Genomic DNA, 19,773 nt, shown 5'->3' with positions numbered 1-19,773 from the left:
GGGTGACGGCGAGCGAGGTGTACCGGGAGCTGGGCGAAGCCGCCTGGACGTGGGTGCTGGGGCTGGTGCGGGACGACGAGGGTCCCTGGCTGCCGGAGTCGGTGCCGGAGGAGGACACCGGGGACCCCGCGCCCGGGGAGGACCGGGACTCGCTGTACTCGGGCATCGCGGGCCTGGCCCCGGTGCTGGCGGAGATCGCGCGGTACCGGGCACTGAGCGAGCCGGAACAGGCCCTGGCGACCGGGATCGTGAACCGCCTGTCGGCACAGGCACCCGCCGTGACGGAATCCTCGCTCTATCTCGGCCTGGCGGGCCATGCCACGGCGCTGCGGCTCCTCGCCCCCGGCAGCGAGGCGGTCGTGCTGCGGCGGCTGGCCGAGCTCGCGACTCCGGAGGGCTGGCGGACCACCACCACGATCGTGCCGGATTCCGACGCGCCCCTCACCGACATCATCATGGGCGTCGCGGGCGTGGTCATGACCGCGGTCTGGGCGGGCGGCGAGTACGCGGAACCGCTCGCGACGACCGGCGGCGAGGCCCTGCTGCGGATGGCCGACCGCACGGAGGCGGGCCTGGACTGGGGGATCTCGCCGAGCCTGGACTGGCGATGCCCGAACTACTCGCACGGCACCGCCGGAGTGGCCGCCGCGCTGGCGGTGGCGGGCGCGGCGCTGCACCGCGAGGACTTCGTCTCGGCCGCCGTGGCGGGGGCCCGGCACGTGCTGGCCATGGGCTCGCTCGCGGACGGCGGCTTCGTCGTCCCGCACACGATCCCGCCGTCGAAACGGGAGGTGGAACCGGTGACGTACACCTGGTGTCACGGCCCGGCGGGCACCTCGCACCTGTTCACGGCACTGGCGCACGCGGGCGTCGACGAGGTGGCGGGGCACGGCGTCGACGAGTTGCGGCAGCGCTGCCTGGCCTCGGTCCTCGCCTCGGGACTCCCGGAGCGCCTGCGCCCCGGGTTCTGGGACAACGACGGCCGCTGCTGCGGCACCGCGGGGGTCGGGGACGTCCTGCTGGACGCGGCCCAGGACTGCGCGGGGACGCCGAGGGCGGACACGCTGGTGAGTGCCGCCCTGCGGATGGGCGACGCGCTGGTGGAGCGCGCGGTGAGGGACGCGGCGGGCGCCCGCTGGCGGTTCGTGGAGTACCGCATCGACACTCCGCTGCTGCCGCCGGGCACGTCGTGGATGCAGGGCGCGGCGGGCATGGCGGCGTACCTGCTGCGCCTCGCCCGGTACCTCGACACCGGTCCGGACGCGCCGGTGGTGGACCGCCCGGACCAGTGGTGGGCGGTGCCGGCCCGGGTGCGCGGTCAGCAGCCGTCGTGACGGGCCCCGCGCGGCAGCTGCCGAGGGGGCGGTGGCGTCAGCCGATCGCCGCCGTCGCCGTGTAGGTCACCTCGCCGCCCCCGTGGTGGGCGGTGCCCCGGCAGGTGAGCGTCGTGGCGGTGGAGACCTGCGGGCGGACGACCCGCCAGCGGACCGTGAGGCGTTCGCCGGGGTCCAGGCGGGGCGCGCCGGCGGCGTCCCGGGCGTGGGCCGCCCAGCCGCTCGGGGTGTCGAGGGTGAGCCGGACGGCGTTCCAAGCGCGGCCGGAGCCGTTGGCGAGCGTGGTGGTGACCGTGAACTCCGTTCCTCGGCCGCCGACTTCGAGGGTCACGCCGAAGGGCCTGCGCGGGTACACCGGCGCCCATGACGCGTGCATCAGCTGCACCAGCGCGTCCGCCCGGGCGGGCCGGGCGGCGGCGAGGTCGTGCTCCTCGCCGGGGTCCCGGGCGAGGTCGTACAGCTCCACGTCCCACTGGTCGTCCGGGGCCCGGCGGTCCTGACCGGGCGCGAACCGGATCGCCTTGAGGTCACCGTGCCGCAGTGCTTCGGCGGCCCGGTCGCCGCGGCCGTGGTCGGCGGCGTCCTGGCGGGCGGTGACGCCGTCGTGGTTGCGGTAGAAGTAGAGGCTGTCGTGGCGGGCGGCATCGGCCGAGCCGCGCAGGAGCGGGGCGATGGAGAGGCCGTCGAGGTCGGCGGGGGCGGGCGCGCCGGCGAGGTCGGCGAGGGTGGGCAGCAGGTCGGTGAGCGGGGTGGGCCGGTCGGTGGTGCCGGCCTTGACGTGCCGCGGCGACCAGGCGATGAACGGGACGCGGATGCCGCCCTCGTACAGGTTCCGCTTGTAGCCGCGCAACGGGCCGTTGCCGTCGAAGAGGTCGGGGTCGGTGCCGGCTTCCTCGTGCGGCCCGTTGTCACTGGAGACGAGGACGACGGTGCGGTCGGCGAGGCCGAGCGCGGTGAGCTTGTCGGTCACGTCGCCGACGAGGGTGTCGAAGGTGGTGACCTGGGCCGCGTGCCGCTTGTCGGGCCCGGTCCAGGGGCGGTCGGCGTACACGCCGACGTGCGGGTCCTTGCTGGGGGCGTGCGGCACGGTCGGGGCGAGGTAGAGCAGGAACGGCTCGTCGCGGTGGGTGTGGAGGAAGCCGAGGGCGCGTTCGGAGATGAGGTCGGGGGCGTAGACCCGCTGGGCACCGTCCTTGTTGGCCGGGATCTCCTCGCGGGTGCCGTTGTGCCACAGGTAGTCGGGGAAGTAGTCGTGGGCGTGGTGGTGGGTGAGGTAGCCGTAGAACTCCTCGAAACCACGCGCGTTGGGGTGGCTCGGCTGGTCCGGGGCGTTGGGGCCGAAGCCCCACTTGCCGAGCAGGCCGGTGCGGTAGCCGAGCGCCCTGAGCGCCTCGGCGAACGTGAAGTCCCGGTCGGTGAGGGCGCCTTGGCCGCCGGGGCCCCAGGGGTTGGTGCGCACGGTCGCGTGTCCGCCGTGCAGGCCGGTGAGGAGCGAGCAGCGCGACGGCGCGCACACCGGGGCGGCCGCGTAGGCCTGGGTGAAGCGCAGGCCCTCGGCGGCGAGGGTGTCCAGGCGCGGGGTGTGCATCAGCTGCTGGCCGTAGGAGCCGAGTTCGCCGTAGCCGAGGTCGTCGGCGATGATCACGACGAAGTTGAGCCGGTCGGACGGGTGCCGCGCGGCCGGTGCCGCCACGGCGGGTGCGACGGTGTGCCGGGACTGCCCGGCGGCCGGCTGTGCCTCGTCCCCGTCCTCGCACCCCGTGACCGCCGCGAGCGCGACGGGCGCGGCGGCGGCCCCGGTGAGGAATCGGCGGCGGCTGGGCATACGGATCCCCCGGTGTGCGCTGCGAACGCTCTGCTTCGACCAGTGAGAGGGAATCCCGGTGTGTGAGGTTCCCGTTCCACGGCATCAGAAGGATCACATGGTGGAGGCTCTCGCACCGGGCCCGGGGTGTCCGTTCCGGGTGGCCGGGCGACTGCGGGTGCGCGCAGTCCGCGCGCCGGTCAGCCGAACACGAACAGCGCGAGCGCCGACATCGCATGGACGACGAGCAGGGGCAGTGCCACGGGCCTGCCCCGGTCCTCGGGGGCGCTTGCCCCGGTGGGGCGCAGCGCGGGGTCGGCCCGCAGCGCCCGGACCCCGTCGACGGCGCGCAGCGCTTCCGGCCTGCGGCGGAAGCGGCGGGTTGAGCCAGGACGGGGCGACGCCGCCATAGACCTCCGCGCCACGGTCGCCGCCACGGGAGTCGTCGGAGCAGACGAGGCCGGGACGCCGGGGCAGGCGGTGTCCAGCGCGGTCGTGAAGCGGTGGCCGGACGCCTGTGACGAGTCCGTGCGCCTCCTCTCCTTCGGCGTCGGGGCGGCCGTGTGCAGCGGTTGCGTCCGCCGCGAAGTCCCGCTCGCGCTGCGGTCCCCGTCGCCGCCTGTTGCCCGGCGGGGACGGGGACCGGGCCGGTGGCTCAGGTGGGCAGCGCCGCGCGCAACCGCCGGTCCCGCGGCGCGGGTTTGCGGTCCAGCCGGGTGTCCAGCAGGCGCCGGGCGGCGTCGCAGCGGCCGGCCGCGACCAGGGCGTACAGCAACGTCTCCTCGACGACCTCCCGCTGGGCCGCGCTGCCGCCGACCCGGCGCAGCACCGGCAGCAGCGCGTCCAGCCCCCGGGCCGCCTCGTGGAAGCGCTCCTCGACGAGCGCGGCGAACGCCTCGCACAGCGGAGCGACGATCTCGCGCTGCACCTCGTCGGCGTCGGCGGCGTGGTCGCGCAGGCGGCGCAGCGCCGCCAGATCCCCGGCGGCGGTGAGGGCGACGGCCGCGTGCAGGGCGGTGAACGCCGTCTGCGGCCGCTCCAGTACGTCGCGTTCCACCGCCTCCAGAACCCCCGCGACGGGGAAGTCCCCCCGCCAGCTGTCGCTCATCCGGGCCCGCCACAGCAGTGATCCGGAGTCGACCAGGGCTCGCACCCCGCTCACCACCCGGCCCGGCGCGAGCTGCGCGAACCACCGTCTGCGGACGGCGGCCGGGTCGTCGAGGGCGAGTTCGTGCAGGGCGATGTGCCAGGAGAAGTGCGCCCGGTGCACCGCGCCCCGGCCGCGTCCGGACACCCACCCGTCGAGCCAGTCCCGGCCCGCCTCGTGCGCCCCCGACTCGTAGTGGACGTGTGCCAGGGCGTGCACCGCGTGTCCGGAGGCCGGCTCGACGGCCAGCGCCCGGTGGGCGAGTTCGCCCGCCTCGTGCAGCCGCCCCTGCTCCTGGCGCAGGAAGGCCAGCAGCGAGGTGTGGAACCAGTGACCGTCGTACGCGGGCGAGGTCAGGTCGAGCAGCCGCAGGGCGTCGTCGTCCTGGAGGTCGCTGACCCCGGAGAACGCGATGGTCGGGACGGCCGCCGCGAGCGCCAGCGCGTCACCGCGGTGCTCCCGCAGATGCCGTACGAGGGCCTCGTCGCCGTCGTCGCCGGTCACCCGGCGGGTGATCACGTCCACGAAGGACCGCTCGCGTTCGTCCGCGCGTTCGCGGGCGCTGCGCTGGGCGTCGGCGAGGGCGCGGGGCACGTCGACCGCGGCGGCGCACTCGTGGCCCAGCAGGGCGAGGGCCGCGTGTCCGAGGGCGAAGCCGGGGTCGAGGGCGACCGCGCGGGCGAAGGCGTCCTCGGCGCCGGAGCGCACCTTGAGGACCCGGTCGAGTCCGCCGCGGTAGGCGGCGGCCGCCTCGGCGTGGGTGGACAGGGGCAGCCCGTGGCCGTCCACCGGCCGCCGCGAGCCCCGCCGCCGCTCCGGGAGCGGCAGCAGCAGCCGGGCCAGCTCGGCCGCCTGGACGCGGATCTCGGGGATCGCCGTGGTCTCCCACAGTTCGCCCCGGCGCGGGGCGCCCAGGGTGAAGAGCGGCAGCGCGGCCCGGCCCCGCGCGTCGAGGAGCCGGCCGTCGTGGGTGGCCGCGCCCATGCCCAGCGGGCCGGGGACGGCGAGACCGGTGGTGAACAGGGCCTGCCACAGGGGCGTGTCGAGGCGGCGGCCCGGGCCGGTGCAGTCGATCACCCAACCGGTGTGCAGCACATGCCCGTTGGACAACTCGACGGTGAGCGAGCCGGTTTCGGCGGCCGTGACGCGCACCACCGAGCCGGTGTGGACGTGCAGGCGTCGCGCGGTGCGGGCGCGGGAGACGTGTTCGGCGGTGGCGGGGGCCATCCGGTGGCGGTGGGTGTTCCACAGGGCGCCCTCACGGGCCAGGAACTCCTCGCGCTCCTCGGGGGGGAGGCTGCGCCACAGCCGGGCGGTGTGCGGGCGGAGGCTGTCCAGGCCGGGGCGCCAGTCGCCGTGGGTGCGCACGGAGCGGCTCACATGGCGGTAGACCGCGCGCCGGAGCCGGCCGAGCGAGGTGTCGTCGAGGTCGTCGGGGGCGGGCATGGCGCCGGCCGGGCCGAGGGCGTGCGGCTGGGGCAGCAGTCCGCTGCGGGAGAGGGCGTGCACGGTGCGGCCGGGGCGGTCGAGGGTGAGGGCGAGGTCGACGGCGGTCAGGCCGGTGCCCACCAGGAGGATGTCCTCGGGGCTGTCCCGTACGGCGTCCAGGGCGCCCGGTGCCCATGGGGCGCCGATGAACCGGGGCGAGGCGCGCAGGGCGGGCGGGGCCCAGCCGGCCCTCGCCCCGGCGGGGCCGGTGGCAAGGACCGCGCTGTCCACCGGCAGGGGTCCCCCCTCGGCGAGGTGGAGTTCCACCCGGCCGTCGGGGGTGCCGGTACAGCTCTCCGCGCTGGTGCGCAGCCGGCGCACGGCGACCGTGCCGTGGGCGCGGACGAGGGCCTGGCCGAAGGTGTCGGCGAGGTACGCGCCGTAGCGGTAGCGGGTGGCGAAGTCGGCGCCGGTGACGGTGGGTTCGCCGTGCCGGCAGAGCCAGCGCACGAAGTGCCCGGGGTCGTCCGGGTAGGCGCTCATGTTGGCGGCGGGCACGTTGAGCCGGTGCCGGGGGTCGCGGGTGGCGTAGGCGGTGCCCCGGCCCGCCTCCGGGGCCGGGTCGATCAGGACGAGGTCGAGCGGAGTCCGGCGGCGGTGCGCCGTCTCGCAGAGCTGGACGGCGGTGAGGGTGCCCGCCGCGCCTGCTCCCACGATGGCCACGCTGTGCCGCTTGCGGACGTCGGTCACGGAATACCTCCGGCGGATTCGGCTTGCTGCTTCTTCACTGTTCCGATCGGGTAGGTGGGGAAGCCAGGCCGGGAAGGCGATCTCACCGGAAACTCAGGCCGCCGGTCGGGCGTTCATACTCTGTTCACGATCGGTGGGCAGGTCAACCGGGGTTCCGGCCGACTCGCCCCGGTCCGCAGGGGATTGACCACGACCGCGCAGGGTGACCTCTCGGCTCCTCATCGGAATCTCAGCGAGCACCCCCGCGATTCAAAGGAACCACCCATACACGGAGCGCAGGATGCCCTGGCACAGGTGGACAAGTCAGGAAGGCGTGTCGTGGGCGTCCAGCACATATCGAACCGGTTCGGACGGCAGTCGGGGAAGTGGTCCCGGCGCGGGATCCTCGCCGCGCTCGGCGCGGTGCCGGCAGGGGCCGCGCTGGCCGGATGCAGTTCCTCCGCGGACGCCTCGGCCGCCACCGACGGCAAAGGTGCCACGGCCTCCGCGAAGTCCGCGACCAAGAAGGCGACGATCTCGGTCAGCCCCGCCTCCGGCACCAAGAAGGCCGACTTCAGCACACCCGTCGAGGTCACGGTGACCGACGGCACACTGGCCTCCGTGACCGTCGCGGGCAACGACGGGTCGACGCTGGCGGGCACCTTCAACGACGCGAAGACGACGTGGACGTCGGCGAAGAACCCGTACTCCGGCACGAAGTACACGGTGACGGCGAAGGCGCAGGGCGCGACCGACGAGACGGTGGCCACCTTCACCACGAAGTCCCCCGGCGAGACGTTCATCGGCTACTTCACGCCCGAGGCGGAGTCCACGTCCGGCGTCGGCATGCCGGTGTCGATCAACTTCACGCACGCGGTCAAGGACCGGGCAGCGGTGCAGAAGGCGATCACCGTGACCGCCGAGCCGGAGGTCGAGATCGTGGGGCACTGGTTCAGCGACACCCGGCTCGACTTCCGCCCGGAGACGTACTGGGCGAAGGGCACCAAGATCACGCTGAGCCTGAAGCTGAAGGACGTGGAGGGCTCGGACGGCGTCTACGGCGTGCAGTCGAAGGACGTCACCTTCCACATCGGCCGCGAGCAGATCTCGACGGTCGACCTGTCGACCAAGCAGATGGTCGTGAAGCGGGACGGCGCCACCTACGCCACCTACCCGGTCTCCGGCGGGAACGCCCAGCACACCACCTGGTCCGGGATCATGGTGATCAGCGAACGGTTCAAGCAGACCCGGATGGAGTCCTCCACGGTCGGCCTCGGCGACGAGTACGACATCTCCGACGTCCCGCACGCCCAGCGCCTGACCACCTCCGGCACCTTCGTGCACGGCAACTACTGGGCGTCCACGTCGGTCTTCGGCCACGAGAACACCAGCCACGGCTGCGTCGGCCTGCACGACGCCAAGGGCGCGAGCGACACCTCGGTCGACGGCTACAAGTTCTACGAGAGCTCGATGATCGGCGACGTGGTGATCGTCAAGAACTCCGGCGAGAAGACCGTCGAGGCCTCCAACGGCCTCAACGGCTGGAACCTGTCCTGGGCGGAGTGGAAGGCCGGCAGCGCGGTCTAGCAAGCGGCCGGCTTCAGAGCGTGAACTCCCGGGGGAAACAAGGAGATTCTTTGTTTTAACTCTTGACGGCCGCAGGCACGGAGAGCACATTGGGCCCACTTTGAGAGCGCTCTCAGCCAGTCTCAGTCAGTCCTGGCGCTCTCAGAGGCACACCCGCGCACCCCCTCCGTACCCGAGAGGCACCCCCATGAGCGAAACCTCCGGTATACCTGCTGCGGATCACAGACGGCGGCGCTCGCTGCGCCGCGCCCTGCTCGCCGCGTTCGCCACCATGGGTCTGGCGGTCGCGGCCGCCACGACCGCGACCCTCCCCGCCAGCGCCTCGGCGCCCAGCGTGCCGTCCGGCTGGAGCCAGGTCTTCCTGGACGACTTCACCGGCTCGGCCGGCACCGGCGTCAACACCTCCAACTGGCAGTACGACACCGGGACGGCGTATCCCGGAGGCCCCGCGAACTGGGGCACCAGCGAGGTCGAGACGATGACCAGCAGCACGAGCAACGTCGCCCTCGACGGCAGTGGCGATCTGAAGATCACCCCGGTCCGCGACTCGTCCGGCAACTGGACCTCGGGCCGTATCGAGACCCAGCGCACCGACTTCCAGCCCCCGGCGGGAGGAAAGCTGCGCGTCGAGGCCCGTATCCAGATGCCCAACGTCACGGGCGACGCGGCGGCGGGCTACTGGCCGGCGTTCTGGATGCTCGGCGCCCCCTACCGCGGCAACTACCAGAACTGGCCGAGCGTCGGCGAGCTGGACATCATGGAGAACGTCAACGGCATCAACAAGACCTGGGCGACCATGCACTGCGGCACGGCGTCGGGCGGCCCCTGCAACGAGACGACGGGCCTGGGCAATTCGACGGCGTGCCCGAACACCACGTGCCAGTCCGGCTTCCACACCTACACCATGGAGTGGGACCGCTCGGTCAGCCCCGAAGCGATCCGCTTCTACGTCGACGGCGTCAACTACCAGACGGTGACCGCCAGTCAGGTGGACGCCACCACCTGGGCCAACGCCACCAACCACGGCTTCTTCGTCATCCTGAACGTGGCGATGGGCGGCGCCTTCCCGGCCGCGTTCGGCGGCGGCCCGACCAGCAGCACGGAGTCAGGGCACCCGATGCTCGTGGACTACGTCCAGGTGCTGTCGTCCAGTGGGAGCGGTACCACGACCCCGCCGTCCGGCAACCGTGACGCCTACAGCGCGATCCAGGCGGAGTCGTACGACAGCCAGTCCGGCGTGACCGCCGAGACCACCACCGACACCGGTGGCGGCCAGGACATCGGGTACGTCACCAACGGCGACTGGGCCCTGTACAAGGGCGTCGACTTCGGTTCCACGGCGGCCACCCAGTTCTACGCGAGGGTGGCGAGCGGCGCGGCCTCAGGGGTGAGCGGCCTGGTCCAGGTCCGGCTGGACAGCCCCTCCAACTCCCCCATCGGCAGCTTCTCGGTGGCCAACACCGGCGGCTGGCAGACCTGGACGACGGTCCCGGCGAACATCAGCTCGGTGACGGGCACCCACGACGTCTATCTGACCTTCAGCAGCGGTCAGTCGGCGGACTTCGTCAACGTGAACTGGTTCGACTTCGGTCACTGACACGCGAGTCGGGCACGCGGCGCCGGAGGGGATCCCCTCCGGCGCCGCCGCCGTGTCAGCGCAGCTCCGCCCGGAACGCCACCGGGGTCTGTCCGGTGTGCAGATGGAAGAACTTGGAGAAGTTCGCCGCGTCCGGGAAGCCGACCGCCGCGCCGACCCGGCCGATCGGGAGGTCCGTGTGGGCGAGGAGCCGTTTGGCCTCCAGGACGACCCGCTTGTCGATGAAGCCCTTCGGGGTCTCGCCGGTCGCGGCGCGGACCGCGCGGACCAGGGTGCGGCGGGAGTAACCGAGGGCGTCGGCATAGGCGCTGACGCTGTGCTCGGTGGCGAAGTCCTTCTCCACCGCGTCCCTGAAAAGGGTGAATGTCGTGTCGGCCTGCCGGCGGACCGCCTCGGCCGAACTGGCCGCGAGGTGGGCGAGGCGCAGGAGAAGTGCCGTGAGGGAGTGCCGTAGAACCGACGTGTGCAGGCTCAGGGGGAGGGTCTCGGTGTCCTCGTACTCGCGCTGCAGGTTGGCGAGCGACGCCTGGAGCGCGGCCAGTTGCGGCGGGTCGGGGCGGAGCAGGGGCGGCAGGTCGTAGCGGTAGAGACCGGTGGCCTCGACGATGGCCCGCGGCAGGAAGCCGGGCTGCATGGTCAGGACGGTTCCGCGGTACTCGCAGGACCGCGAGAAGCGGTGCACCTGGCCCGGGCGGATCCAGAGCAGGTCGCCGGCCCGGGCCTCGTGCTCGGCGAAGTCGATCATGTGGCGGACCGGGCCCTCGCTGAAGAGCATGACGACATGGAAGTCGATGCGGTGGACGCGCTCCAGCGGGGCGTCGGCGTGCCACAGGCGCTCGGTCCCCATCGGGCCGACCTGGATGCCGACGCCGCCGACGCTCAGATCCACCGGGAAGGGGAAGGTCCTGATTCCGTCACCGTCATCTGCGCCGTTGGGCGTTCTGTCCGCCATGTCCTTCTCGTGCCGTCCCTGTCGAAGATCCGTGTCCCACTTTCACCACAGGCTGACACACTCCGACCTTCCTTCTTAAAAGTCAGACTTTTACTTTTGAACGCGTCAGGCCAGCCAGAACGCTTCGAACAAGGACTTCTTGAAGATGAGCACGCAGACATCAGCCGGCTTCGACGACGACTTCGAGTGGACCGACCTCGACCGGCGGGCCGTGGACACCGCGCGGCTTCTCGCGGCCGACGCCGTGCAGCGGGTCGGCAACGGGCACCCCGGCACCGCGATGAGCCTGGCCCCGGCCGCGTACACGATCTTTCAGAAGGTGATGCGACACGACCCGGCCGACCCCGAGTGGACCGGCCGGGACCGTTTCGTCCTCTCTCCCGGGCACACCTCGCTCACCCTCTACACCCAGCTGTTCCTCGCCGGATACGAGCTGGAGCTGGACGACCTCAAGGCCTTCCGCACCCACGGGTCCAGGACGCCCGGCCACCCCGAGTACGGCCACACCGCCGGCGTCGAGACCACCACCGGTCCCCTCGGCCAGGGCGTCGCCAACGCCGTCGGCATGGCGATGGCCGCCCGCTACGAGCGCGGCCTGTTCGACCCGGAGGCCCCCGAGGGCACCTCCCCCTTCGACCACACCATCTGGGCGATCGTCTCCGACGGCGACCTGGAGGAGGGCGTCTCCGCCGAGGCTTCCTCGCTGGCCGGCCACCAGAAGCTCGGCAACCTGGTCTTCGTCTACGACGACAACCACATCTCCATCGAGGGCGACACCGCGACCGCGTTCTCCGAGGACGTGCTGGGGCGGTACGAGGCCTACGGCTGGCACACCCAGCGCATCGAGCCCACCGCCGAGGGCGACGTCGACGTCCACGCCCTGTACGCGGCTCTCAAGGCGGCGCAGGGCGAGACCGAGCGGCCGTCCATCATCGCGATGCGCACGGTCATCGCCTGGCCCGCTCCGAACGCCCGGAACACCGAGGCCTCCCACGGCTCCGCGCTGGGCGCCGACGAGGTCGCCGCCACCAAGCGCGTCCTCGGCTTCGACCCCGAGCAGAGCTTCCAGGTCGACGCCGACGTCCTGGCCCACACCCACCGGGCCCTGGACCGGGGCGCCGAGGCCCACGCCGCCTGGGACAAGCGCATCGCCGAATGGCGCGGCCGGAACGAGGAGCACGCGCGGCTCTTCGACCGGGTCGTCGCCGGCCGGCTCCCCGAGGGCTGGGAATCGGAGCTCCCCGTCTTCGAGGAGGGCAAGGCCGTCGCCACCCGCGCCGCCTCCGGCAAGGTCCTCCAGGCGCTCGGCCCGGTGCTGCCCGAGCTGTGGGGCGGCTCCGCCGACCTCGCGGGCTCCAACAACACCACCATCGACAAGACGTCCTCCTTCCTGCCGAAGGGCAGCCCGCTGCCCGAGGCGAACCCGTACGGCCGTACCGTCCACTTCGGCATCCGTGAGTTCTCGATGGCCGCCGAGATGAACGGCATCGCCCTGCACGGCAACACCCGGATCTACGGCGGCACCTTCCTGGTGTTCTCCGACTACATGCGCAACGCCGTGCGGATGTCGGCGCTGATGCAGCTGCCCGTGACGTACGTCTGGACGCACGACTCCATCGGGCTGGGCGAGGACGGCCCGACCCACCAGCCGGTCGAGCACCTGGCCGCGCTGCGCGCCATCCCGGGCCTGAACGTCGTCCGCCCGGCCGACGCCAACGAGACCGCGACGGCCTGGGCCGAGATCCTGAAGAGGCACGCCACGCATCCCGCCCCGCACGGGCTCGCGCTGACCCGCCAGGGCGTGCCGACGTACGCGCCGAACCCGGACGCGGCCAAGGGCGGCTACGTGCTGCGCGAGTCGTCGACCGAGACCCCGGAGGTGGTCCTGATCGCCACCGGTTCCGAGGTGCACCTGGCCGTCGAGGCCCGTGACCTCCTGGAGGCCGAGGGGATCGGCACCCGGGTGGTGTCGATGCCGTCCGTGGAGTGGTTCGAGGAGCAGCCCCGCGAGTACCGCGAGAGCGTCCTGCCCCCGGCCGTGAAGGCGCGGGTCGCCGTGGAGGCCGGGATCGGCCTGACCTGGTACCGGTTCGTCGGCGACGCCGGCCGGATCGTCTCGCTGGAGCACTTCGGCGCCTCCGCCGACGCCGGCACCCTGTTCGCCGAGTTCGGCTTCACCCCCGGGAACGTGGCGGCCACGGCCCGCGAGTCCCTGGCCGCCGCCCGCACCGCCTGATCGACCAGCCAGAAACAGTTCAGTAGAGGAAGATGATCACTGTGACCGAAGCAACCGCCACCGCGGGAGCACTCAAGCGCCTCTCCGACGAGGGCGTCTCGATCTGGCTGGACGACCTGTCGCGCAAGCGGATCAGCACCGGCAACCTCGCCGAGCTGGTCGCCACGAAGAACGTCGTGGGCGTCACCACCAACCCCTCGATCTTCCAGGCCGCCATCGGCTCCGGCGAGGGCTACGAGGACCAGCTCGCCGACCTCGCCGTGCGGGGCGTCACGGTCGAGGAGGCCGTGCGGATGATGACCACGCAGGACGTGCGGGCCGCCGCCGACGTGCTGCGCCCGGTGTACGACGCGACGGACGGCCGGGACGGCCGGGTCTCCATCGAGGTCGACCCCCGCCTCGCCCACGACACGGCGGCCACGGTCGCCGAGGCCAAGCAGCTCGCCTGGCTGGTCGACCGCCCCAACGTGATGATCAAGATCCCGGCGACCAGGGCCGGTCTGCCCGCCATCACCGCGGTCATCGCCGAGGGCATCAGCGTCAACGTCACGCTGATCTTCTCCCTGGACCGCTACCGCGAGGTCATGGCCGCCTACCTGTCCGGTCTGGAGCAGGCCGCAGCCAAGGGCCTGGACCTGGCCGCCATCCACTCCGTGGCCTCCTTCTTCGTCTCGCGCGTCGACTCCGAGATCGACAAGCGGCTGACCGTCCTCGGCACGGACGAGGCGCTGGCCCTGAAGGGGAAGGCCGCGCTGGCGAACGCGCGGCTGGCCTACGAGGCGTACGAGGAGGTCTTCGCCGGCGACCGCTGGACCGCGCTCGCCGGCGCGCAGGCCAACCGCCAGCGTCCGCTGTGGGCCTCCACCGGTGTGAAGGACCCCGCGTACAAGGACACCCTGTACGTCGACGAGCTGGTGGCACCCGGCACCGTCAACACCATGCCCGAGGGCACGCTGAACGCGACCGCCGACCACGGTGACATCCATGGGGACACGGTGACCGGCGGCTACGCGCAGGCCCACGCGGATCTGGCGGCGGTGGAGCGGCTGGGCGTCTCCTACGACGAGGTCGTGGGCAAGCTGGAGGACGAGGGCGTCGCCAAGTTCGAGGTGGCCTGGCAGGAGCTGCTGGACGCCGTCACGAAGTCCCTGAACAGCAAGGGAGTTGAGGCGTAATGAGCGAGACCGCCAAGGAGGTGCGGGTGCCGGTGGTGCCCGCCGCCGACTGGGACAACCCGTTGCGCGACGCGCGCGACCGGCGGCTGCCGAGGGTCGCGGGCCCGTCGGGCCTGGTCATCTTCGGGGTGACCGGTGACCTGTCCCGCAAGAAGCTGATGCCGGCCGTCTACGACCTGGCCAACCGCGGTCTGCTGCCGCCGGGCTTCTCGCTCGTCGGCTTCGCCCGCCGGGACTGGGAGGACCAGGACTTCGCCCAGGTCGTCCACGACGCGGTGCGCGAGCACGCCCGGACCCCGTTCCAGGAGGAGGTCTGGCAGCAGCTCGCCGAGGGCATGCGCTTCATCCCCGGCGACTTCGACGACGACACCGCGTTCAAGCAGCTCAAGGCGGCCGTCGACGAGCTGGACGGCTCCCGGGGCACCGGCGGCAACTTCGCGTTCTATCTCTCCGTGCCGCCGAAGTTCTTCCCGAAGGTCGTGCAGCAGCTGAAGAAGGTCGGCCTCGCCACCCCGCCGAAGGGGTCCTGGCGGCGGGCGGTCATCGAGAAGCCGTTCGGCCACGACCTGGCGTCGGCGCAGGACCTGAACGCGGTCGTGCACGACGTGTTCGATCCGGACCAGGTGTTCCGGATCGACCACTACCTGGGCAAGGAGACCGTCCAGAACATCCTGGCGCTGCGCTTCGCCAACCAGATGTACGAGCCGATCTGGAACCGGTCGTACGTCGACCACGTGCAGATCACGATGGCCGAGGACATCGGCATCGGCGGCCGCGCCGGCTACTACGACGGCATCGGCTCGGCCCGTGACGTCATCCAGAACCACCTGCTCCAGCTGATGGCCCTCACCGCGATGGAGGAGCCGATCGCGTTCGACGCGGACGCGCTGCTCACCGAGAAGCTGAAGGTCCTGAAGTCGGTGCGGCTGCCGGAGGACCTGGGCCGGCACACCGTGCGCGGCCAGTACGCCGAGGGCTGGCAGGGCGGCGAGAAGGTGATCGGCTACCTCCAGGAGGACGGTATCGACGCCCGGTCGAAGACCGACACCTACGCGGCCGTCAAGCTCGGCATCGACAACCGCCGCTGGGCGGGCGTCCCCTTCTATCTGCGCACCGGCAAGCGGCTGGGCCGCCGGGTCACGGAGATCGCGGTGGTCTTCAAGCGGGCCCCGCACTCCCCGTTCGACTCCACGGCCACCGAGGAACTCGGCGCCAACGCGATCGTCATCCGCGTCCAGCCCGACGAGGGCATGACCGTCCGGTTCGGCTCCAAGGTGCCGGGCACCTCGATGGAGATCCGGGACGTGACGATGGACTTCGCGTACGGCGAGTCGTTCACGGAGTCCAGCCCGGAGGCGTACGAGCGGCTCATCCTGGACGTGCTGCTCGGCGACGCCAATTTGTTCCCTCGTCACCAGGAAGTGGAAGAGTCCTGGAAGATCCTCGACCCGATCGAGACGTACTGGGCAAAGCATGGTAAGCCCGCACAGTACGAGTCGGGCAGCTGGGGACCGCAGGAAGCCGACGAGATGCTCGCACGAGACGGACGGAGCTGGCGCAGGCCATGAAGATCGACCTGACCGACACCACGGCAAGCAAGATCAACAAGGCGCTGGTGCAGGGTCGCCGCGCCATCGGAACCCCTGCCGTGGGCATGGTCCTGACGATGGTGATCGTCACGGACGAGGAGAACGCCTACGACTCGATCAAGGCCGCCGAGGAGGCCTCGCACGAGCACCCCTCGCGCACCCTGGTCGTCATCAAGCGGCACGCCCGGACCCTGCGCGACCGCACCACGTCCCGCCTGGACGCCGAGGTACGGGTCGGTTCCGAGGCCGGCACCGGCGAGACGGTCGTACTGCGCACGTACGGCGAGGTCTCCGACCACGCCGACTCCGTCGTCCTGCCACTGCTGCTGCCGGACGCCCCGGTGGTCGTGTGGTGGCCGGTGGAGGCCCCCGACACCCCGTCCAAGGACCCGCTGGGCGCGCTCGCCCAGCGCCGGATCACCGACCTGTACGCGGTCGATCGGCCGATGCAGGTCCTGGAGACCCGCGCCCGCAACTACGCGCCCGGTGACACCGACCTCGCCTGGACCCGGCTCACCCTGTGGCGGTCCATGCTGGCCGCCGCCCTCGACCAGGCCCGGGCCGACGTGACCTCGGCGGCCGTCGAGGCCGAGGCGGACAACCCCAGCGCCGAACTCCTCGCCCGCTGGCTGGAGGCGCGGCTGAAGGTCAAGGTGGACCGCGTGGTCTCGCCCGGTCCGGTCGTCACGAAGGTACGGCTCGGGACCGCCACCGGTGAGATCGTCATCGACCGGCCCGAAGGCCCGCTCGCGACCCTCACCCTGCCGGGCCAGCCGCCGCGCACCCTCGCTCTGAAGGTCCGCCCCACCTCCGAACTGATCGCCGAGGAGCTGCGCCGCCTCGACGCGGACGAGATGTACGCCATCGCCCTTCGGGGCGAGGGCACCAAGGAGACCGTCGCCCATGTCTGACACCCCCGAGCTCACCCGGCGGCCTGAGTGGGCCGCCCTGGAGGACCACCGGGCCGAGGGCCGGCCGGTCCTGCGTGAGCTGTTCACGGCCGACCCGGCGCGCGCCGAGCGGTACGTCGTACGGGTCGGCGACCTGTACATCGACTACAGCAAGCACCTGATCACGGACGAGACCCTCGCCCTGCTCCAGGAACTGGCCACCGCCACCGACGTGTTCGGGCTGCGGGACGCCATGTTCCGCGGCGAGAAGATCAACATCACCGAGCGGCGGGCGGTCCTGCACACCGCGCTGCGCGCCCCGCGCGACGCGGTGATCGAGGTCGACGGGGTCGATGTGGTCCCGGCCGTGCACGCCGTGCTCGACAAGATGGGCGACTTCGCCGAGCGCGTCCGCTCCGGTGAGTGGACCGGCCACACCGGCAGGCGCATCCGGAACGTCGTCAACATCGGCATCGGCGGCTCGGACCTGGGTCCGGCGATGGCCTACGAGGCCCTGCGGGCGTTCACCGCACGGGAGTTGACGTTCCGTTTCGTGTCCAACGTGGACGGCGCCGACCTGCACGAGGCGACCCGCGACCTGGACCCGGCGGAGACCCTGTTCATCGTCGCGTCGAAGACGTTCACGACGATCGAGACGATCACCAACGCGACCTCGGCGCGCACCTGGCTGCTCGACGGCCTGGGCGGCGACGAGAAGGCGGTGGCCAAGCACTTCGTGGCGCTTTCGACGAACGCCGGCAAGGTCACGGAGTTCGGCATCGACCCGGACAACATGTTCGAGTTCTGGGACTGGGTCGGCGGCCGCTACTCCTACGACTCGGCGATCGGCCTCTCCCTGATGATCGCGATCGGCCCGGACCGGTTCCGCGAGATGCTCGACGGCTTCCACCTGGTCGACGAGCACTTCCGCACCGCCCCCGCCGAGTCCAACGCGCCGTTGCTCCTGGGCCTGCTGGGTGTCTGGTACGGCAACTTCCACGACGCACAGTCGCACGCGGTGCTGCCGTACTCGCACTACCTCTCCAAGTTCACCGCCTACCTCCAGCAGCTGGACATGGAGTCCAACGGCAAGTCGGTGGACCGGGACGGCCGTCCGGTGCGGTGGCAGACCGGCCCCGTCGTGTGGGGCACGCCCGGCACCAACGGGCAGCACGCGTACTACCAGCTGATCCACCAGGGCACCAAGCTGATCCCGGCCGACTTCATCGGCTTCGCCGAGCCCGTCGCCGAGCTGAGCGGTGAACTCAAGGCACAGCACGACCTGCTGATGGCGAACTTCTTCGCCCAGACCCAGGCGCTGGCCTTCGGCAAGACCGCCGACGAGGTCCGCGCGGAGGGCGTCCCCGAGGAGCAGGTGGCGCACCGCACCTTCCAGGGCAACCACCCCACCACCACGATCCTGGCCCGCGAGCTGACCCCGTCGGTCCTCGGCCAGCTCGTCGCCCTCTACGAGCACAAGGTCTTCGTGCAGGGCGCGATCTGGGACATCGACTCCTTCGACCAGTGGGGCGTGGAGCTGGGCAAGGTGCTCGCCAAGCGCATCGAGCCCGCGCTCACCGAGGGCGCTGCCGTCCCCGGCCTCGACCCGTCCACCACCGCTCTCGTCTCGACGTACCGCACGCTTAGGAAGTGAATGACATGCAGCTCGGACTCATCGGCCTCGGCAAGATGGGCGGCAACATGCGCGAGCGGATCCGCCGCGCAGGCCACACCGTCATCGGCTACGACCGCAACCCCGACGTCTCCGACGTCAAGTCCCTTGAGGAACTGGTCGAGAAGCTCGACGCGCCGCGCACGGTGTGGGTGATGGTCCCGGCCGGCCACGCCACCCAGTCCGTCGTCGACGAGCTCAAGGACCTGCTGTCCGAGGGTGACACGGTGGTCGACGGCGGCAACTCCCGCTGGACGGACGACGAGAAGCACGCCGCCGAACTCGGCATCAAGGGCATCGGCTTCGTCGACGCCGGTGTCTCGGGCGGTGTGTGGGGCCTGCAGAACGGCTACGCCCTGATGGTCGGCGGCGACAAGCAGCACGTCGAGCGGCTCCACCCGATCTTCGAGGCGCTCAAGCCGGAAGGCCCCTACGGCTATGTCCACGCCGGCAGGGTCGGCGCCGGGCACTTCTCCAAGATGGTCCACAACGGCATCGAGTACGCCATGATGCAGGCGTACGCCGAGGGCTGGGAGCTCCTGGAGAAGGTCAAGTCCGTGGACAACGTCCGCGAGGTCTTCCGCTCCTGGCAGGAGGGCACCGTCATCCGCTCCTGGCTGCTCGACCTCGCGGTCAGCGCCCTGGACGACGACGAGCACCTGGACAAGCTGAAGGGCTTCGCGCAGGACTCCGGCGAGGGCCGCTGGACCGTCGAGGCGGCCATCGACAACGCGGTGCCGCTGCCCGCGATCACCGCCTCGCTCTTCGCCCGGTTCGCGTCCCGCCAGGACGACTCCCCGCAGATGAAGATGATCGCGGCGCTGCGCAACCAGTTCGGCGGCCACGCCGTCGAGTCGAAGGAGTAGTGCACCGTGGGGGACCTGCTCCTGGTCCGCCACGGTGAGACCGAGTGGAGCCTGTCGGGACAGCACACCAGCTGGACGGACCTGCCCCTCACCCAGCACGGTGAGGAACAGGCCAAGTCCCTCGCCCCGCTCCTCACCGACCGGACCTACGCACTGGCGCTGTCCAGCCCGCTGGACCGCGCGATACGCACGGCCGAACTGGCCGGCCTGACCGGGGTCGTGCCCGACCCGGACCTGCACGAATGGGACTACGGCGGCTACGAGGGCGTCACCACGGCGGAGATCCACCGCGCCCGCCCCGACTGGTACCTGTGGACCGACGGCGTCCCGCCGGGCCCTCAGGGCCACCCCGGCGAGTCGCCGGAGCAGATCGGCGCGCGGGCCGACCGGGTGCTCAGGAAGGTGGAGCGGGCGCTCACCACCGGCTCGGGCGACGTGATCCTGGTGGCCCATGCCCACTTCCTGCGCGTGCTGACCGCGCGCCGCCTGGGGCTGCCGCCCGCCGAGGGCAGGCTGTTCCAGCTGGCGACCGGGACGGTCAGCCGGCTGTCCACCGAGCACGGGTGGCCCGTGATCACCGAGTGGAACAAGCAGCCGTAGTAATCCTCGGGACGGCCCGCCAGTGACAACTGGCGGGCCGTTTCGACGTATTGGCCCCAGGCAGTCGCCGGCAGCCCGCACCGGGAAGTTTCTACGGCCCCTTTCCTAACCCCTTGTCGAAAGTCCCGCGAAGCCCATAGCCTGACGCGGCGCCGGTGCCGTCGTCC

Annotated in this window: 14 protein-coding genes; 10 read left to right on the top strand and 4 right to left on the bottom strand. The window is 71.8% G+C overall.

The window, feature by feature from the left end; translation table 11 throughout:
• The first annotated feature begins 2 nt into the window (after positions 1 to 2).
• The gene (locus tag OHB00_RS42920) at positions 3 to 1,334 is read left to right on the top strand and encodes a lanthionine synthetase LanC family protein (protein ID WP_406443298.1); all 1,332 of its coding nucleotides are present in this window, start codon (positions 3 to 5) and stop codon (positions 1,332 to 1,334) included.
• Between the two features lie 37 nt (positions 1,335 to 1,371).
• Here OHB00_RS42920 and OHB00_RS42915 read toward each other — a convergent pair whose 3' ends face one another.
• The 3 genes from OHB00_RS42915 to OHB00_RS42905 all read right to left on the bottom strand — a co-directional run bounded on the left by OHB00_RS42915 (position 1,372) and on the right by OHB00_RS42905 (position 6,463).
• Complete coding sequence (locus OHB00_RS42915) at positions 1,372 to 3,159, bottom strand: sulfatase-like hydrolase/transferase (protein WP_406443296.1); 1,788 nt, start codon at positions 3,157 to 3,159, stop codon at positions 1,372 to 1,374.
• Between the two features lie 179 nt (positions 3,160 to 3,338).
• Positions 3,339 to 3,548, bottom strand: a complete 210-nt coding sequence (locus OHB00_RS42910) for a hypothetical protein (RefSeq protein WP_406443295.1) — start codon at positions 3,546 to 3,548, stop codon at positions 3,339 to 3,341.
• Positions 3,549 to 3,793: 245 nt separating this feature from the next.
• Positions 3,794 to 6,463: an FAD/NAD(P)-binding protein gene (locus tag OHB00_RS42905; protein WP_406443293.1), complete on the bottom strand. Its 2,670-nt coding sequence runs from the start codon at positions 6,461 to 6,463 to the stop codon at positions 3,794 to 3,796.
• Between the two features lie 318 nt (positions 6,464 to 6,781).
• Between OHB00_RS42905 and OHB00_RS42900 the strand changes: the two genes are divergently transcribed.
• Positions 6,782 to 8,029 carry an Ig-like domain-containing protein gene (locus tag OHB00_RS42900; RefSeq protein ID WP_406443291.1) on the top strand — a complete coding sequence of 416 codons (1,248 nt, stop codon included), beginning with the start codon at positions 6,782 to 6,784 and terminating at the stop codon, positions 8,027 to 8,029.
• A gap of 187 nt (positions 8,030 to 8,216) precedes the next feature.
• A complete protein-coding gene (locus OHB00_RS42895) occupies positions 8,217 to 9,626 on the top strand; it encodes a glycoside hydrolase family 16 protein (RefSeq protein ID WP_406443289.1) in 1,410 nt (469 codons plus the stop codon).
• A gap of 55 nt (positions 9,627 to 9,681) precedes the next feature.
• Here the strand turns inward: OHB00_RS42895 and OHB00_RS42890 are convergent, their stop codons facing one another.
• Entirely contained in the window at positions 9,682 to 10,578 is an 897-nt protein-coding gene (locus OHB00_RS42890) for a helix-turn-helix domain-containing protein (RefSeq protein WP_406443287.1), read from the bottom strand.
• Positions 10,579 to 10,723: 145 nt separating this feature from the next.
• On the opposite strand from OHB00_RS42890, the gene tkt reads away from it, so the two are divergent.
• The 7 genes from tkt to OHB00_RS42855 are packed head-to-tail and all read left to right on the top strand — an operon-like array spanning position 10,724 to position 19,606.
• Entirely contained in the window at positions 10,724 to 12,814 is a 2,091-nt protein-coding gene (tkt, locus tag OHB00_RS42885) for a transketolase (RefSeq protein ID WP_406443285.1), read from the top strand.
• 32 nt (positions 12,815 to 12,846) lie between these two features.
• On the top strand, positions 12,847 to 13,989 hold the full coding sequence (tal, locus tag OHB00_RS42880) for a transaldolase (protein WP_406443283.1): 1,143 nt from the start codon (positions 12,847 to 12,849) through the stop codon (positions 13,987 to 13,989).
• Positions 13,989 to 15,557, top strand: coding sequence for a glucose-6-phosphate dehydrogenase (zwf, locus tag OHB00_RS42875; RefSeq protein ID WP_406443281.1), 1,569 nt, complete (start codon positions 13,989 to 13,991; stop codon positions 15,555 to 15,557). The genes tal and zwf overlap by 1 nt, the downstream gene beginning before the upstream one ends.
• Positions 15,554 to 16,489: a glucose-6-phosphate dehydrogenase assembly protein OpcA gene (gene opcA, locus OHB00_RS42870; RefSeq protein ID WP_406443279.1), complete on the top strand. Its 936-nt coding sequence runs from the start codon at positions 15,554 to 15,556 to the stop codon at positions 16,487 to 16,489. Before zwf ends, opcA begins: the two co-directional genes overlap by 4 nt.
• On the top strand, positions 16,482 to 18,122 hold the full coding sequence (gene pgi, locus OHB00_RS42865) for a glucose-6-phosphate isomerase (protein WP_406443277.1): 1,641 nt from the start codon (positions 16,482 to 16,484) through the stop codon (positions 18,120 to 18,122). The genes opcA and pgi overlap by 8 nt, the downstream gene beginning before the upstream one ends.
• A 5-nt stretch (positions 18,123 to 18,127) precedes the next feature.
• Entirely contained in the window at positions 18,128 to 19,006 is an 879-nt protein-coding gene (gnd, locus tag OHB00_RS42860; protein ID WP_406443276.1) for a phosphogluconate dehydrogenase (NAD(+)-dependent, decarboxylating), read from the top strand.
• A 6-nt stretch (positions 19,007 to 19,012) separates the two neighbouring features.
• Entirely contained in the window at positions 19,013 to 19,606 is a 594-nt protein-coding gene (locus tag OHB00_RS42855) for a histidine phosphatase family protein (protein WP_406443274.1), read from the top strand.
• The last annotated feature ends 167 nt before the right edge of the window (positions 19,607 to 19,773 follow it).

Origin of the sequence: Streptomyces sp. NBC_00631 (genome assembly GCF_045206895.1) — a bacterium.
Taxonomy (GTDB): Bacteria; Actinomycetota; Actinomycetes; order Streptomycetales; family Streptomycetaceae; genus Streptomyces.
Note: the sequence above shows the minus strand (reverse complement) of the source record. Positions and strands in the feature narration are given on the sequence as shown.